General features: G+C 72.2%; 16 protein-coding genes. 12 read left to right on the top strand and 4 right to left on the bottom strand.

Going from position 1 to position 15,918, the window contains the following annotated elements; translation table 11 throughout:
• Positions 1 to 4 precede the first annotated feature (4 nt).
• Entirely contained in the window at positions 5 to 1,726 is a 1,722-nt protein-coding gene (gene lysS / locus IRX98_RS20935) for a lysine--tRNA ligase (RefSeq protein WP_224280124.1), read from the bottom strand.
• 181 nt (positions 1,727 to 1,907) lie between these two features.
• Between lysS and IRX98_RS20930 the strand changes: the two genes are divergently transcribed.
• Complete coding sequence (locus IRX98_RS20930) at positions 1,908 to 2,897, top strand: helix-turn-helix transcriptional regulator (protein ID WP_224280122.1); 990 nt, start codon at positions 1,908 to 1,910, stop codon at positions 2,895 to 2,897.
• A gap of 15 nt (positions 2,898 to 2,912) precedes the next feature.
• Here the strand turns inward: IRX98_RS20930 and IRX98_RS20925 are convergent, their stop codons facing one another.
• The gene (locus IRX98_RS20925) at positions 2,913 to 3,827 is read right to left on the bottom strand and encodes a diacylglycerol/lipid kinase family protein (protein WP_224280120.1); all 915 of its coding nucleotides are present in this window, start codon (positions 3,825 to 3,827) and stop codon (positions 2,913 to 2,915) included.
• A gap of 117 nt (positions 3,828 to 3,944) precedes the next feature.
• Between IRX98_RS20925 and IRX98_RS20920 the strand changes: the two genes are divergently transcribed.
• Genes IRX98_RS20920 through purB form a run of 4 tightly spaced genes read left to right on the top strand, consistent with a single transcriptional unit; the run spans position 3,945 to position 8,453 of the window.
• Positions 3,945 to 5,228 carry an adenylosuccinate synthase gene (locus IRX98_RS20920; RefSeq protein ID WP_224280118.1) on the top strand — a complete coding sequence of 428 codons (1,284 nt, stop codon included), beginning with the start codon at positions 3,945 to 3,947 and terminating at the stop codon, positions 5,226 to 5,228.
• A complete protein-coding gene (purD, locus tag IRX98_RS20915) occupies positions 5,225 to 6,493 on the top strand; it encodes a phosphoribosylamine--glycine ligase (protein WP_224280116.1) in 1,269 nt (422 codons plus the stop codon). The genes IRX98_RS20920 and purD overlap by 4 nt, the downstream gene beginning before the upstream one ends.
• Entirely contained in the window at positions 6,486 to 7,031 is a 546-nt protein-coding gene (locus IRX98_RS23685) for a ribonuclease FAU-1 family protein (RefSeq protein WP_224280113.1), read from the top strand. The genes purD and IRX98_RS23685 overlap by 8 nt, the downstream gene beginning before the upstream one ends.
• A gap of 3 nt (positions 7,032 to 7,034) precedes the next feature.
• Positions 7,035 to 8,453 (top strand): adenylosuccinate lyase, encoded by a 1,419-nt coding sequence (gene purB / locus IRX98_RS20905; RefSeq protein ID WP_224280111.1) that lies wholly within the window; start codon positions 7,035 to 7,037, stop codon positions 8,451 to 8,453.
• Here purB and IRX98_RS20900 read toward each other — a convergent pair.
• Positions 8,450 to 9,901 (bottom strand): MFS transporter, encoded by a 1,452-nt coding sequence (locus IRX98_RS20900; protein ID WP_224280109.1) that lies wholly within the window; start codon positions 9,899 to 9,901, stop codon positions 8,450 to 8,452. The two genes, purB and IRX98_RS20900, sit on opposite strands and share 4 nt — an antisense overlap.
• A 48-nt stretch (positions 9,902 to 9,949) precedes the next feature.
• Here IRX98_RS20900 and IRX98_RS20895 point away from each other — a divergent pair, with 48 nt between their 5' ends.
• From IRX98_RS20895 to IRX98_RS20865, 7 genes are all read left to right on the top strand, one after another.
• Entirely contained in the window at positions 9,950 to 10,219 is a 270-nt protein-coding gene (locus IRX98_RS20895; RefSeq protein WP_224280107.1) for an acylphosphatase, read from the top strand.
• Between the two features lie 85 nt (positions 10,220 to 10,304).
• Positions 10,305 to 10,853: an antibiotic biosynthesis monooxygenase gene (locus tag IRX98_RS20890; protein ID WP_224280105.1), complete on the top strand. Its 549-nt coding sequence runs from the start codon at positions 10,305 to 10,307 to the stop codon at positions 10,851 to 10,853.
• A 19-nt stretch (positions 10,854 to 10,872) separates the two neighbouring features.
• On the top strand, positions 10,873 to 11,766 hold the full coding sequence (locus IRX98_RS20885) for a phosphoribosylaminoimidazolesuccinocarboxamide synthase (RefSeq protein WP_224280103.1): 894 nt from the start codon (positions 10,873 to 10,875) through the stop codon (positions 11,764 to 11,766).
• Positions 11,655 to 12,206: an SRPBCC family protein gene (locus tag IRX98_RS20880; protein WP_224280172.1), complete on the top strand. Its 552-nt coding sequence runs from the start codon at positions 11,655 to 11,657 to the stop codon at positions 12,204 to 12,206. Before IRX98_RS20885 ends, IRX98_RS20880 begins: the two co-directional genes overlap by 112 nt.
• 32 nt (positions 12,207 to 12,238) lie before the next feature.
• Positions 12,239 to 13,813, top strand: coding sequence for a long-chain-fatty-acid--CoA ligase (locus tag IRX98_RS20875; protein WP_224280101.1), 1,575 nt, complete (start codon positions 12,239 to 12,241; stop codon positions 13,811 to 13,813).
• Positions 13,813 to 13,998: a hypothetical protein gene (locus IRX98_RS20870; RefSeq protein ID WP_224280099.1), complete on the top strand. Its 186-nt coding sequence runs from the start codon at positions 13,813 to 13,815 to the stop codon at positions 13,996 to 13,998. Before IRX98_RS20875 ends, IRX98_RS20870 begins: the two co-directional genes overlap by 1 nt.
• 143 nt (positions 13,999 to 14,141) lie before the next feature.
• Positions 14,142 to 15,155 carry a hypothetical protein gene (locus IRX98_RS20865; RefSeq protein ID WP_224280097.1) on the top strand — a complete coding sequence of 338 codons (1,014 nt, stop codon included), beginning with the start codon at positions 14,142 to 14,144 and terminating at the stop codon, positions 15,153 to 15,155.
• Here IRX98_RS20865 and IRX98_RS20860 read toward each other — a convergent pair.
• Complete coding sequence (locus IRX98_RS20860) at positions 15,137 to 15,802, bottom strand: DUF72 domain-containing protein (protein WP_235746070.1); 666 nt, start codon at positions 15,800 to 15,802, stop codon at positions 15,137 to 15,139. The genes IRX98_RS20865 and IRX98_RS20860 overlap by 19 nt on opposite strands.
• Positions 15,803 to 15,918 lie beyond the last annotated feature (116 nt).

Raw genomic sequence — 15,918 nt, 5'->3', positions numbered from 1 at the left:
CGGCTCAGGCGCCGAGCAGCCGGCGTACCTTCTCCGGTCCGAGCGCCAGCACCAGCGTCGGCAGGCGCGGGCCGCGGTCGGCGTCGACCAGCAGGTTGTAGAGCAGCCGGAAGAAGTCCTTCTGGTCGGCCTTCACCTGGTCCGTGGGTGCATCCTCGAAGCCGAGCCCTCGGGCGACCTTCGGCACGCCGTAGACGACCGAGGTGACCGCGTCGAGGTCGCCGTCCTCGGGCAGCCGGTCGAGGAAGATCCGCAGCCACAGCTCCTCGTCCTCGCTCAGCGAGGCCAGCCGCTCGGTGTCGGGCGTCTCGCGCACCGTGGTCCGCTCGTCGGAGGGCACGTGCTCGACCGTCCACTGCATGGCCTTGGACAGCCGCGGCTCGAGGTCGGCGACCGAGTCGTGCGGGAAGCCCGAGGACTCCACGATCCGCGAGATGAGCTCGGCCGATCCCGCGGTCACGTCGGCGACCGAGGAGAGGGTGCGGAACGGCACGGGGACCGCCGGGGTGGGCAGGCGGCCGGCGGACGCCGTCTCGGACGCCCGGTGCCAGGCCAGCGTGGCCACGTCGGCCTTGGCGGGGTCGGCGGCCTTGCGGCCGAGCGCGTCCCACTCGTCGTAGAGGCGCACGACGGCGGGGCCGAAGTCGATGTCGAAGGCCTGCGTGGGGGCGCGGCGGACGTAGAGCCAGCGCAGCATCGGCGCCTCGAGGATCCGCAGCGCGTCGGTCGCGGTGGGCACGCCGCCGGCCGACGAGGACATCTTCTGCACGCCGGCGAACCCGACGAAGGCGTAGATCACGCGGGCGGGCGCGCGCCAGTCGAAGATCGAGGGGGCGATCTCGGTGCCGACGGTGTAGGACGACCCGGGCGTCATGTGGTCGCGACCGGCCGGCTCGAAGTTGACCTTCTCGTAGGCCCAGCGCATCGGCCAGTCGACCTTCCACACGAGCTTGCCGTCGTTGTCGCTCGACAGGTCGGTGGTGCCGTCGTGGCCGCAGGAGGAGCAGGTGTAGGACAGGGTCGTGGTGGCCTCGTCGTACGCCGTCGTGGTGACGGTGTCGCGGCCGCACTCGCGGCAGTAGGGGCGGTAGGGGAAGCGGGCGATCGAGTCGGGGGAGCCGCCAGCGGTCGCCTCGTCGGCGTCCTCGTTGGCGACCGAGTCGGCGAGGTCGGCCGCCTCCTGCGCGGAGGCGTCCTCGCCGGCGCTCACCTTCTTGGTGCGGTGCTTGGCCAGCACCGCCTCGATGTCGTCACGGCGCGCCACGGCCTCGAGGACCTGCTGGCGGTAGGCGCCGGAGGTGTACATCTCGGTCTGGGAGATCTCCTCCATCTCCACGCCGAGCTCGCGCAGCGCGTCCTGCAGGGGTGCCTTGAAGTGCTCGGCCCAGCTCGGGTGGCACTCCCACGGGTCGGGCACCGCGGTGAGGGGGCGCCCGATGTGGTCGGCCCACTCGGCCGGCACGCCGGCGGGGACCTTGCGGAAGCGGTCGAAGTCGTCCCACGAGTGGAGGTGACGCACCGGCTCGCCGCGTCGGCGCAGCTCCTCGGCGACGAAGTGGGGCGTGATGAACTCGCGCAGGTTGCCCAGGTGGATCGGACCGCTCGGCGAGGCGCCCGAGGCGACCGTCACCAGGTTGCCCTCACCGGCGTGGCGTACGGCGTCGTCCGCCGCGCGCGTCACCCAGTCGACCGGCTCACCCTGTCCCTGACGTCCACCTCGTGCCATGGCGCCAAGGCTATCGGTGGACATGGGAAGCGCCGGAGCCGTCCCCCGAGGCGACTCCGGCGCTGTGCTCCCAAGGAGCTGACCTGGCCGCACACCCCCGCACGCGACTGGTCGACTCAGTATGGAGTGGCCGGTCGCTGCCAGATGGGTCGCGAGTGCCGCTGGCACTAAACTGCCAGCTATGGCCGGTGACCCCTCCTCCGTGCTCGCGGCGCTCGGGCTCGCCCGCGACGCCGAGCAGCTCTACTTCCGCCTGGTCCCGGTCTCGGGCCACACGCTCGTCGGCGTCGCCCGCCTGGTCCAGGAGCGGCCCGAGGGCCTGCTCCGTGCGCTGGCGCCGCTGCAGGAGCGCGGGCTGGTGGCCCTCGACGGCGAGCGGCTCGTCGTACCCCCTCTGGCGGAGGTGCTGTCCGAGCTGGTGCGCAAGGAGTCGCAGCAGGCAGCGACCTCCGCGGCGCGGCTCCGCGAGCTCGCGAACGCGGTGCCGCACCTGGTCGCCGCCGCGACCCGGCCCGACGAGGACGACCTCACGGAGATCCGCCCACTCGACGGGGAGCTGAGCTCGGGTGGCAACCCGCTGGAGCTGCTCCAGCTCATGCTCCGCACCAGCCGCGGCGACATGCTCTGGCTGCGGCCGGACGCGTGGGCGATGCCGCGTGAGTCGCGGGTGAGCACGGTCCTCGCCGAGGCGATGGCGACGGGACGCCGGTCCCGCGCGATCTACCCCGTGCGCGCCCTGACCGAGGCGCCCGACGCCCTGCGCACGCGTGCCCAGCTCGGCGAGCAGGTGCGGGTGATGTCCGAGCTGCCGACCAGGATGTTCATCCTCGGCGACGCGCACGCGGTGCTGCCCGAGCCGCTCGGCTACGCCGACGAACCGCGCATCCACGTGCGGCAGCGCTCCATCGTCTCGGCGCTCACGCTCTGGTTCGAGCTGCTGTGGGCGCGGGCCGCCCCCGTCCCCGAGCTGGAGTCGGGCCAGGGGCGCCCGGACGAGCGCCAGTTCCTCCTCGAGCAGCTGATGGCGGGCGTCACCGACGAGGTGATCGCCCGCAAGCTCGGGATCGGCCTGCGCACGGTGCGCCGCCGGATCTCGGCACTGATGACCGAGCTCGGCGTCGACACGCGCTTCCAGGCAGGCGTGGAGGCCGTGCGCCGCGGCTGGCTCTGAGCCGCGGCAGGAGCGTCAGGCAGGCAGGATGAGACGGTACGCCGCCGGCTCGAGGCGCCAGCTCCGGCTGCGCTCGGGACCGGAGATCTCGCCGTCGGCCGACAGCCAGAACTCGTCGCCGCTGACCTTGACCGTGCGTCCGCGCAGGGTCACCACGTCGTCGCGCTCGTCGTGGTCGCCCGTACGCAGGCGAGCGACGTAGCCGATCTTGGCGAGTGGCTTCACCGCACGGCTGATCATCACGTCGAGGCGCCCGTCCTCGGTGTCGGCGTCGGGGTTGAGCTCGGTGCCGCCGCCGACGTTGCCGCCGTTGCCGATCGCGACCATCAGGACGGGGCGGTCCACGTCGTTGACGACCCGGCCGTCGATCTCCACGCGCATCCGCCAGCTCGGCGGGTGGAAGGCCGACAGCGCGGCGCCGATCGGGTAGCCGAGCTTGCCGAGGTTGACCCTGCCCACACCGACCGCGCCGAGGCGGGTCTTCCACTTGTGGCCCTTGCGGCTGGCCTGGGCGCCGACGCCGACGTGGACGTTGTTGACGACGATGTTGCCGACCTCGTCGACGAGCAGGTCGACCGGGCGGGCCTCGCCGGTCAGCACCAGACGGGCGGCGTCCTCGATCTCCAGGGGGATCTGGTTGCCGCGGGCGAAGTCGTTGCCGGTGCCCATCGGCAACAGGGCCAGGGTGGCCTCGGCCAGCTCGTGGCGCTTGTGGAGGGCCTTCACGACCGCGTGCATGCTGCCGTCGCCGCCGGCGACGACGACGGTGCGGCCGCCGGCGCGGTGCAGCACGCCGTCGAGCTCGCCCGGGTTGGAGGTCTTGGTGACCTCGACGGAGGCGTCCTCGCGCAGGATGGCGAGGGCAGTGGCCAGGCGCTCCTCGTCGGAGGTCCCGGCATCGGCGTTGGTGATGACGAGGAGTGAGCGCACGAGGCGGACACTAGTCCACGGCGCCCAGTCCGAGGTGCGGTAGCGTGGCTCCGCAAGAGCCCCGATGCCTTGTGCCGGGGCTGTTCTCATTTCTGCCTAAGACAGAGGAGGGCTGAGATGCCCGCAATCGTCGTGCTCGGCGCCCAGTGGGGCGACGAGGGCAAGGGCAAGGCCACCGACCTGCTCGCCACCACCGACCCGATCGACTTCGTGGTCCGCACCAGCGGCGGCCACAACGCCGGTCACACCATCGTGATCAACGGCGAGAAGTACGCCACGCACCTGCTGCCCAGCGGGATCCTGACGCCGGGCGCCACCTCGGTGATCGCCGGTGGCGTGGTCGTCTCGCCGGAGGCGCTGTTCCGCGAGCTCGACGGCCTCGTCGCCCGCGGCGTGGAGGTGGCCGACCTCAAGGTGAGCGCCAACGCCCACGTGATCGCCAGCTACCACGCGACGATCGACAAGGTCACCGAGCGCTTCCTGGGCAAGAACCAGATCGGCACCACCGGGCGCGGCATCGGCCCCGCCTACGCCGACAAGATCAACCGGGTCGGCGTACGCATCGCGGACCTCTTCGACGAGAAGATCCTGACCCAGAAGGTGGAGGCGGCGCTCGACGTGCGCAACCACCTGCTGACCAAGGTCTACAACCGGCGCGCCATCGAGGTCGACGCCGTCGTCGAGGAGCTGCTCTCCTACGCCGACCGCCTGCAGCCGATGGTGTGCGACACCTCGCTCCTGCTCAACCAGGCGCTCGACGCCGGCCAGACGGTGCTCTTCGAGGGCGCCCAGGCCACCATGCTCGACGTCGACCACGGCACCTATCCGTTCGTCACGTCCTCGAACCCCGTCGCGGGCGGCGTCTGCGTCGGCGCTGGGGTCGGTCCGACCCGCATCGACCGCGTCATCGGCGTCATCAAGGCCTACACGACGCGCGTCGGGGCCGGTCCCTTCCCGACCGAGCTCTTCGACGAGGACGGCGTCCAGCTGCAGAAGCTCGGCGGCGAGATCGGCGTCTCGACCGGGCGCACCCGCCGCTGCGGCTGGTACGACGCGGTCGTCGCGCGCTACGCGAGCCGGGTCAACGGCCTCACCGAGTTCTTCCTCACCAAGCTCGACATCCTCGGCGCGTGGGACCGCATCCCGGTCTGCGTGGCCTACGAGATCGACGGCAAGCGCGTCGACGAGATGCCGATGACGCAGACCGAGTTCCACCACGCGAAGCCGGTCTACGAGTACTTCGACGGCTGGAAGAGCGACATCTCCGGGTGCCGCAGCTTCGAGGACCTCCCCGCCAACGCGCAGGCCTACGTCCGGGCCCTCGAGGAGATCTCGGGCGCGAAGATCTGGGGCGTCGGCGTTGGCCCCGGCCGGGAGCAGACCGTGGTGGTGCACGGGTGAGGGTCCTCGTCGTCGGCACCGGCGGACGCGAGCACGCCCTGGCCCTGGCCCTCTCCCGCGACCCGGCGGTGACGGAGGTGCACGCCGCCCCCGGCAACCCCGGCATCGGCGAGGTCGCCACGCTCCACCCCGTCGACCTGATGGACGGCGACGCCGTCACCGCGCTCGCGACGTCGATCGGCGCGGACCTGGTGGTCGTCGGGCCGGAGGCCCCGCTGGTCGCGGGTGTCGCCGACGCCGTACGCGACGCCGGCATCGCCGTCTTCGGTCCGTCCCGCGCCGCGGCCCTGCTGGAGGGGTCGAAGACCTTCTCCAAGGAGGTCATGGCAGCCGCGGGCGTGCCGACCGCCGGCTCGCGCACGTGCACCACGACCGAGGAGGTCGCGGCGGCGCTGGACGCCTTCGGTGCGCCGTACGTCGTGAAGGACGACGCGCTCGCCGCGGGCAAGGGCGTGGTGGTCACCACCGACCGCTCCGAGGCGCTCGCCCACGCGGCCGCCTGCGACCGGGTCGTGGTGGAGGAGTTCCTCGACGGTCCGGAGTTCTCGATCTTCGTCGTCTGCGACGGCACCGTCGGCCGCCCGCTGCTGCCGGCCCAGGACTTCAAGCGCATCTTCGACGGCGGCCGCGGCCCCAACACGGGCGGCATGGGGTCCTACGCCCCGCTGACGTGGCTGCCCGACGGCATCGTCGACACCGTGATGGCCGAGGTCGTGGGGCCGACGCTCGCCGAGATGCAGCAGCGCGGCGCTCCCTTCGTCGGCTGCCTCTACGTCGGCCTCGCGCTGACCGACGCGGGTCCGAAGGTCATCGAGTTCAACTGTCGCTTCGGCGACCCCGACATCCAGCCCGTGCTCGCGCTGCTGACCTCGCCGTTCGGCACGTTGCTGCGCGCCGCTGCCGACGGCGACCTGTCCACGGCGCCGGAGCCGACGTTCGCCGACGGCGCGGCGGTGTCGGTCGTGATGGCCAGTGCGGGCTACCCCGAGGGCTCGAGGAGCGGCGACGTCATCGTCGGCACCGAGACCCTGGCCGTCGAGACCGACGTCGACGTGATCCACGCCGGCACTGCGCGGACCGACGCTGGGCTGGTGACCGCCGGCGGCCGGGTGCTCGCGGTGCGCGCGACCGGCTCGGACGTCGCCGACGCCCGCGCGAAGGCGTACGAAGGCATCTCGTCGGTCAGCTTCCCGGGCGCCCAGTGGCGCCGCGACATCGCCGCGGAGCCGCTCGGTGTCGTCGAGGGTGCCGCCTCCCGTGGCTGAGCCGTACGCCGCCGGCGCAGCGCTCCGCGTCCGCGAGGTGCTGCACGGCGCCGAGTGGGCGTCGTGGGACGAGCGGGTGGTCAGCGACGACGGGGTCCTCGTCAGCGTCCGGGCCGACGGCACGCCGATGGCGTTCCCCGAGCACCCCGTCCCCCACCCGTGGGGGCACCTCGACGCCTGGCGCGGCACGACCGTGCTGAAGATGCGGCGCGAGGGCGACTGGTACTCGGTGTGGCGGTTCTTCGACGCCGACGGCGCGTTCGTCGGTTGGTACGTCAACTTCGAGACCCCCGTCGTGCGCACCGACGACGGCATCGAGGTCAACGACCTCCAGCTCGACATCGTCATCGCCCCCGACGGCGGCTGGCAGTGGAAGGACGTGCAGGATCTCGCGCCCTCGCTGGCGTCCGGTCGGATCACCCAGGACGAGCTGCTCGCGGTCCTCGCCGAGGCCGACCTCGTCGCCGGCCTGCTCGACCGCGACGAGCGCTGGTGGGCACCGTGGGACGGCTGGACGCCGCAGGGTGGGATGATCTGAGCCGTGAGCGTCCCCAACGTCCTGGCCACCCGCTACGCCGGAGCCGACCTCGCCGAGATCTGGTCGCCCGAGCACAAGATCGTCCTCGAGCGGCAGCTCTGGATCGCAGTGCTCAGGGCCCAGCGCGACCTCGGCATCGACGTGCCCGACGGCGTCGTCGAGGCCTACGAGTCGGTCGTCGACCGGGTCGACCTCGACTCCATCGCCGCCCGTGAGCGCGTCACCCGCCACGACGTGAAGGCCCGCATCGAGGAGTTCTCCGCGCTGGCCGGGCACGAGCACATCCACAAGGGCATGACCTCGCGCGACCTCACCGAGAACGTCGAGCAGCTGCAGGTACGCCGCTCGCTCGAGGTGGTGCGAGACCGTGCCGTCGCCGCGCTGGTCCGCCTCGGCCGGCTCGCTGCCGAGCACGAGGCCACCGTGATGGCCGGCCGCTCGCACAACGTCGCCGCGCAGGCCACCACGCTGGGCAAGCGCTTCGCGAGCATCGCCGACGAGATGCTCATCGGCGTGCAGCGGATCGAGGAGCTGCTCGCGCGCTACCCCCTGCGTGGCATCAAGGGCCCGATGGGCACCTCCCAGGACATGCTCGACCTGCTCGACGGTGACGACGCCTTGCTCGACGACCTTGAGCAGCGGGTCGCCGCGCACCTCGGCTTCGAGCAGACCCTGACCAGCGTCGGTCAGGTCTATCCCCGCTCGCTCGACTTCGACGTCGTCGCCGCGCTGGTGCAGCTCGTCAGCGGTCCCTCCAACCTCGCGACCACGGTCCGGCTGATGGCCGGCCACGAGCTGGTCACCGAGGGCTTCAAGGAGGGCCAGGTCGGCTCCTCGGCGATGCCCCACAAGATGAACACCCGCTCCTGCGAGCGGGTCAACGGCCTCGCGGTCATCCTGCGCGGCCACCTGTCGATGGTCAGCGAGCTCGCCGGCGACCAGTGGAACGAGGGCGACGTCTCCTGCTCGGTCGTGCGCCGTGTCGCACTGCCCGACGCGTTCTTCGCCACCGAAGGGCTCTTCCAGACCTTCCTCACCGTGCTCGACGAGTTCGGCGCCTTCCCGGCCGTCATCCAGCGCGAGCTCGACCGCTACCTCCCCTTCCTCACCACGACCAAGGTGCTCATGGCCGCGGTCCGCAACGGCGTCGGGCGCGAGGCCGCGCACGAGGCGATCAAGGAGGCGGCCGTCGGGACCGCGCTGGCGATGCGAGCCGGGCAGGCCGACAACGACGTGTTCGCCAAGCTCGCCGCCGACGAGCGGCTCGGGCTGACCCGCGAGCAGATCGAGGCGCTCGTCGCCGACCCGATCGAGTTCACCGGCGCCGCCGTGGCCCAGACCCGTGCGGTCGTCGCCCGGGTCGAGGCGCTCGCGGCCCGTCACCCCGGCGCAGCGGCGTACGTGCCGGGCGCGATCCTCTAGTCCCCGCGCCGCCAGGAACGTACGGCCGCGGCGAGGGCCGCGGCCAGCACCACGAGCGCCGCGAGGAGCGCCGCCCGGGCGGCCACCGGCGCGGACGCGACGGAGTCGACCGCGAGGTAGACCGTCATCAACAGCGCCGCGCCCAGCGCGGACCCGATCCGCTGGCCGGTCTGCAGCGCGCCGCCGGCGGCGCCGCCCATCCGGGGCGGGACCTCGGCGAGGGTGAGGGTGAAGTTGGGGGAGATGACGCCGCCGCCGCCGACACCGGCGAGGAACATCGCCGGAGCGAGCGTCCACCACAGCCGGTCGGACGGCTGGGTCACCAGCACGGCGGCGAGGGCGGTGCCCGTCATCATCACGCCGAGCGCGACCAGCGTGACGCGGCGCCCGATCCGACCCACCAGCCGGCCCGCGAGCGGTGAGGTGGTCGCCGCACCGACCGCGAAGGGCGTCATCAGCAGCGCCGCCCCGAGCGGGGAGAAGCCCTCGCCCTCCTGGAGGTGCACCGACAGCACGAGGAAGATGCCGGTGAAGCCGGTGAAGTAGAGGGTGCCGACCAGCAGGCCGTTGGCGTAGCCCGGCAGCCCGCGCAGCAGCGAGACGTCGAGCAGCGGCGGTCGCTCCCGGCGTACGGTCTCGCGCTCCCACCGCACGAACGCCCACGCCAGCACCGGGAAGGCGAGCAGCCCGAGCAGCGGCAGGCTGGCGCCGCCCTCGAGGCTGATCAGCGGGTAGAGGACCGACAGCACCGCGAGGCCGAGCAGCAGCGCGCCGACGAGGTCGACGCGGGGGTCCTTCTCGGCCGCGGCGCCGGCGTCGTTGTCGGGCACGAGGCGGCGGATCAGCACCAGCGCGACCAGGCCGATCGGGACGTTGATGAGGAAGAGCGAGCGCCAGCCGTTCTCCTCGCCGAGGAGGGCGATCAGCGCGCCGCCGATCAGGGGACCGGCCGCGGAGGCGACGGCCACGGTGAAGCCGAACATCCCGAAGGCGCGGCCTCTCTCCTCGCCGCGGAAGAGCTGCTGGATCAGCCCCGAGTTCTGCGGCGTCAGCAGCCCCGCGCTGGCGCCCTGGACGAGCCGGGCGACGACGATCGCCGCCGCGTTGGGCGCCAGACCGACCGCCAGGCTGGAGACGATGAAGCCGACCAGCCCGATCGTCATCATCCGGCGCCGGCCGTGCGCGTCGCCGAGGCGACCGCCCGCGACGAGCGTCATGCCGAAGGCGAGCGCGTAGCCCGAGACCACCCACTGGATGGTGGCCGCGCTGGTGTCCAGCCCGGCGCGGATCGAGGGGACCGCGACGTTGACGATCGTGACGTCGAGCAGCGACATGAAACCGACCACGAGCGACACCGCGAGCACGCGCCAGCGCCGCGGGTCGGGCTCGTACGCCGTCTCGCCGTCCGTCCCGTCGCGCGCGGTGCGCTGCTGCTCGTCCTGGCTCACGGCCGCCAGCCTTGCACCCGCCCCCACGCGTCGAGGCAGGATGTCCCCGTGAAGGCAGTCCAGGCGCGGGTGACCGGACGGGTGCAGGGCGTGTCGTTCCGCTGGTACACCCAGGAGCAGGCGCAGCGGCTCGGCGTGACCGGCTGGGTCCGCAACGAGCCTGACGGCTCCGTGCTCCTGCACGCCGAGGGCGAGGACGACGCCGTCGACGCGCTCGTCGCGTGGTGCCGGACCGGTCCATCGATGGCGAGGGTCGCCGACGTCGCGGTGCGCGAGGCCGCTCCGTCGGACGCGACCTCCTTCGACGTCGCCTACTGACCGGGCAGGTGCGGCCCCCGACGTGGCCGGGATCTCGTCGCCGCCGGCTTCACCCCGCACCCCGCTGCGCCCGACACTGGAGCCCATGAGCGCCCCCGTCACCGTGTCCGTCACCCGTCACGTCGACCCCTCGCACACCACCCAGATGCTGGCCTGGATGCAGGCGGGCACGTCGATGGCGGAGAAGTTCGACGGGTTCCTCGGCTCGGGCTGGGTCCGGCCGAGCACCGACTCGGCCGACTGGCACATGCTCTACCGCTTCGCCGACGCCGAAGCGCTGGCCGCCTGGGAGGCCTCCCCACAGCGCGCGTGGTGGCTCGAGGCGGCTGCCGGCGACGTCGAGGAGTCGCGCCGTGAGCGGCGTACGGGCATCGAGGGCTGGTTCGACGAGCCGGCGTCGGTCGAGCTGCTGAGCGCCGCCCCGGCGGCCCCGCCGCGGTGGAAGCAGATGATCGTCATCTACCTGGTCTTCCTCCCGCTCAGCCTGGCCGCCAACGCGGTGGCGTCGCAGACCATCGCCGACTGGGCGCTGGTGGCGCGCGTCGTCCTGGTGACCACGGTGATGACGCCTCTGATGACCTACGTCTTCCTGCCGTGGATCACGCGGCGGATGTCGTGGTGGTTGCACCGCTGACCAGCACTAGGCTGGCCGCGTGGCCGACCTCAAGATCCCCGAAGCCCCTGCGATCGAGGGCACCACCCACGTCCACTCCGGGAAGGTGCGCGACCTCTACCGCATCGACGCCGGCGAGCACGCCGGCCGGCTGCTGATGGTGGCCAGTGACCGCATCTCGGCCTACGACTTCGTCCTCGACTCCACGATCCCTGACAAGGGCGAGATCCTCACGCGGATGTCGCTGTGGTGGTTCGACCAGCTCGCCGGGCTCGTCGGCAACCACGTCGTGTCGACCGACGTCCCCGCCTCCGTCGCCGGGCGCGCGGTCATCTGCGAGGAGCTCGAGATGTTCCCGGTCGAGTGCGTGGCACGCGGCTACCTCACCGGCTCGGGGCTGCTCGACTACCACCGCAGCGGCGGGGTCTGCGGCATCGCGCTGCCCGCCGGGCTCCAGGACGGCAGCCGCCTCCCGGAGCCGATCTTCACCCCGGCCACCAAGGCCGAGCTCGGCGACCACGACGAGAACGTCGACTACGAGTCCGTGGTCGAGACCATCGGCGACGACGCGGCCGCCGAGCTGCGGATGCTGACCATGGAGGTCTACGGCAAGGCGCACGCCCAGGCGCTCGAGCGCGGCATCATCCTGGCCGACACCAAGCTGGAGTTCGGCCGTCGCCCGGACGGCACGACGATCCTCGCCGACGAGGTCCTCACCCCCGACAGCTCACGCTTCTGGCCGGCGGCCGACTGGCAGCCGGGCCGCGCCCAGGCGTCGTACGACAAGCAGATCGTGCGCGACTGGCTCACCACCGAGTCCGGCTGGGACCGGACCTCGGGCGAGGCGCCGCCGCCGCTGCCGGACGCGGTCGTCGAGCGCACCCGGGCGAGGTACGTCGACGCGTACGAGCTCCTGACCGGGGAGTCGTTCTGACCACCCGGGCGATCTCCGCAACCGTCGAGCTCCCGGTGACGGCGGAGGCGGCCTTCCGCTACCTCTGCGACCCGCGCAACCGGCCCGAGTGGCAGTCGTCCCTGCGCTCGGTCGAGGTGCCCGCGGACGAGGAGCCGCACCTCGGCCAGGCCTGGCGCGAGACCACCTCGGTCGGCGTACGCCCCCACATGGAGACCACCGAGCTCGTGCCGTTCCGGGTCTGGACCGAGCGCGGGACCTGGCGCGGGGTGAGCGCCACGCTGACGTTGCATTTCATCGACGTGACCGGCGGCTGCCGGGTGAAGGCCGACGGCACAGTTGAGGGACGCGGCGCCTGGGCGGTCCCGGCCGTCGCGGCCGGCCTCCTGGGATCGGCGGCGATCGCCGCCGATCTCCGCAAGGCGGGACGGATCATCGCCCGCTCGCGAGACGACGGGTGACGGCCGTCACGACCGCTGAGTAGGTTGGCCGCATGTCGAACCTCTCCTCGCTGCTCGAAGGCTCTGCCCAGGCCCACCCGGACCGTACGGCGGTCGTGCTGGGCGACACGCGGCTCACCTACGCCCAGGTGGACGGCGCCGCCAATCAGGTGGCCAACCTGCTGGTGTCGCGCGGCATCGAGCCGGGCGACAAGGTGGCGCTGAGCTGCCCGAACCTGCCCTACTTCCCGATCGTCTACTACGGCATCCTCAAGGCCGGCGCGACCGTGGTGCCGCTCAACGTCCTGCTCAAGGGCCGCGAGGTGGCCTACCACCTCGACGACTCGGACGCGAAGGCCTACTTCTGCTTCCAGGGCACCCCCGACCTGCCCATCGGCGCCGAGGGCCACGCGGGCTTCGAGCAGGCCGCGGGCTGCGAGCACTTCTTCATGATCACCGCCGACCCGTCCGCCGAGTCCCCGGTCGAGGGCACCCAGACGCTGGGACAGGCGCTGCAGGGCCAGGCGCCGACCTTCGAGACCCGCGAGGTCGGTGACGACGACACCGCCGTCATCCTCTACACCTCCGGCACCACCGGGCAGCCCAAGGGCGCCGAGCTGATGCACCGCAACATGATCTCCAACGCGCTCGCAGGCGCGTCGATCTTCGGTGCCGACGCCGACAACCCCGACACGCTGCTGTGCGTCCTGCCGCTCTTCCACTCATTCGGCCAGACCGTGATCATGAACGCCGGCTTCGCCTTCGGCGGCACGGTCGTGCTGCTGCCGCGCTTCGAGGCCGGCCCGGCGCTGGCGCTGATGGACAAGGAGGACGTCACGTTCTTCGCCGGTGTCCCGACGATGTACTGGGGACTGCTCGGCGCGCTCGACGACTCCGGCGTCGACGTCAAGAAGCTCGCCGACACCCTGCGCGTCGCCGCCGCCGGCGGGTCCGCGTTGCCGGTCGAGGTGCACAAGGAGTTCGAGCGCCGCTTCGGCGTGACCATCCTCGAGGGCTACGGCCTCTCCGAGACCTCGCCCGTCGCCAGCTTCTCGGTGTGGGGCGAGCCGGCCCGCGTCGGCTCCATCGGTAGGCCGATCACGGGCGTCGAGATGAAGCTCATCAACCCCGAGCCGGGCGTCCGTGAGGACCTTGAGGACGGCGACGACCCCGAGAACATGGTCGGCGAGATCGCGATCAAGGGCCCGAACATCATGAAGGGCTACTACGGCCGCCCGGACGCCACCGCCGAGGCCATCGTCGACGGCTGGTTCCGCTCCGGCGACCTGGGCCGCAAGGACGCCGACGGCTGGTTCTACATCGTCGACCGGTCCAAGGACATGATCATCCGCGGCGGCTACAACGTCTACCCGCGCGAGATCGAGGAGGTCCTGCTGACCCACCCCGACGTCTCGCTGGCCGCCGTCATCGGCGTGCCCCACGAGAGCCACGGCGAGGAGATCAAGGCCGTCGTGATCCGCAACGACGGCGCCACCGTCACCGAGGACGAGCTCGTAGGGTGGGGCAAGGAGCAGATGGCGGGCTACAAGTACCCCCGCATCGTGCAGTTCGTCGACCAGATGCCGATGACCGCGACGGGCAAGATCCTCAAGCGCGAGCTCACCTGATGCGTGCGCTCGGGATCGCGCTGGGCGCGCTGATGGTGGTGATGGGCGCGATCTGGACCTTCCAGGGCCTCGGCTACATCGAGGGCAGCGCGATGACCGACCAGACGATCTGGGCCACCCTCGGCCCGGTGCTCGCGGGCTTCGGGGTCGCGCTCGTCATCGTGGCGGCGCGCAAGCGCGAGTGACGTACGCCGTCCCCTGACGTCGACGGCTGGGGAACCACTCGCAGGTCGAATCGCTCGTCCAGCCTGCAGTTCGTTCCCCATGCTGTTGTCCACAGCCGCCGGCACGTGCGCGTACGCCGTCCGCGACGGGGCAGGTGCCCTGCGTGGACGACTTCCATCCCTGCTGCCCCGCGCCGGTCGGACTGGTGCGTCCGGTCCGGGTCGACCCGGACGGTGACTCCGGGCCACGCCGTGGCACCGCTGCCGGCCCGTCGTGGCGCACCAGCAGTCACGGCCTCGTGGTCCCCGCCGACGTGTCGCAGACGGTCGAGCAACGCGTCCTCGAAGCAGCGGTGCGCCTTCCCGGGCGCGGGATGGTCACGGGCTGGGCCGCGCTCCGGCTGGCCGGCGCCGCCTACTTCGACGGCCTCGCCGGGCGGACGCCACGGCCAGTGCCGGTACTGCTGCCGCACACGTCCCGCATCCGCGGCCCGGGGGTCCTGGTCGAGCGCACGCGGGGCCGGCTGCCCGACCCGGTCGGGCGGTACGGCATGCCATGCGCTCCCGGTGACCTCGCTCTGCTGCACGAGCTGAGGCGAACGGCGTCTGCACGCGCAGCCGGGGTGATGGTCGACATGGCCCTCGCAGCGCGTGTCGTCGACCTCGAAGGGCTGCGTCAGGTCGCCTCGGTGCGACGCCTGCCCGCAGCAGCGGCGTACGCCCTCGAGCGGGCGTGCGGCGAGTGCCGGTCGCCGCGCGAGTCCGAGATGCTGCAGGTCTGGGAGTCCGACGTCGGGTTTCCCCGACCGCTCATGAACCGCGAGGTGCTGGACCTGTCCGGCCGGGTGATCGCCGTCGTCGACCTGCTGGAGGTCGAGTCCGGAACCTATGGCGAGTACAACGGTGCGTCACACCGCAGTCGCGAGCGCCAGCGTCGTGACGAGGCGCGGGCGGACGCGCTGCGGGGTGTCGGGCTGGAGGGTTTCGTCCTCGTGGCAGGCGACTCCGAGCGCGTCTGGCGCGAGCGGATGTCCTCAGCCCGTGGGAGAGCGCTGTGGCTGCCCCAGGACCAGAGACGGTGGCGCGTGGGCGCCTTCGTCCCCGCGCCGCCGCTGCCGGACGAGGACGAGGCGGCACTCGAGGCGATCATGCTCGAGCACTACCGGTCGCTGGAGTGACGTGGGGAACGATCTGCAGGGGCCCGGTGGGTCTGCGCATGCAGGTCGTTCCCCACGGGCCCGATCCCCAACCGCTCCTGCAGCGCCATCGCGTCGGAGGGCGCGTGCACCTTGGCGTCGTTGTCGAAGTAGACGAACACGTCGAGCCCGTCGGTGTCCCACGCCCGCACCCTGTCGGCCCACCGGTCGAGGGCGGCGGGGGAGTAGCCGCTCGCGTAGAGCTCGGTGTCGCCGTGGAGGCGGACGTAGGCCACGTCGCTGGTCACCTCGTCGAACATCGGCCAGGTGCCCGCGGAGTCGGCCACGACCATCCCGATCCCGTGCGCGCGCAGGAGCTCGCAGAACTCCGGCGTGCGGAAGGACGGGTGCCGCACCTCGAGCACGTGCTGCATCGGCCGGTCGACCGGCGTCGCGGTGTCGGCTGGCTCCTTGAGCTTCGACGCGTCGTGGTGCGCAGCGGCGTACGCCGACGCGGCGGAGGTGGTGCGCGGCAGCAGGTCGAAGAACGCGGCGAGACGGTCGGGGTGGAAGCCGAGGTTCGGCGGGAGCTGCCACAGCAGCGGGCCGAGCTGGTCGCCCAGCGACAGCACGCCGGAGGCGAGGAAGGTGCCGAGCGGCGCCTCGACGTCGACCAGCGGTGGATTCAAGCGGTGGATGCAACACCGGTTGGTTTTGGTGGGTTCGACAGTAGGTCGTCGAGGGCTTGTGCGGGAGTTTGCCAGCTCAGGGTCTTGCGGGGGCGGCGGTTCAGCTTGGCCGCGAC

Source organism: Nocardioides lacusdianchii, assembly GCF_020102855.1.
Taxonomy (GTDB): Bacteria; Actinomycetota; Actinomycetes; order Propionibacteriales; family Nocardioidaceae; genus Nocardioides; species Nocardioides lacusdianchii.
This window is presented reverse-complemented; position numbering and strand designations above follow the sequence as displayed.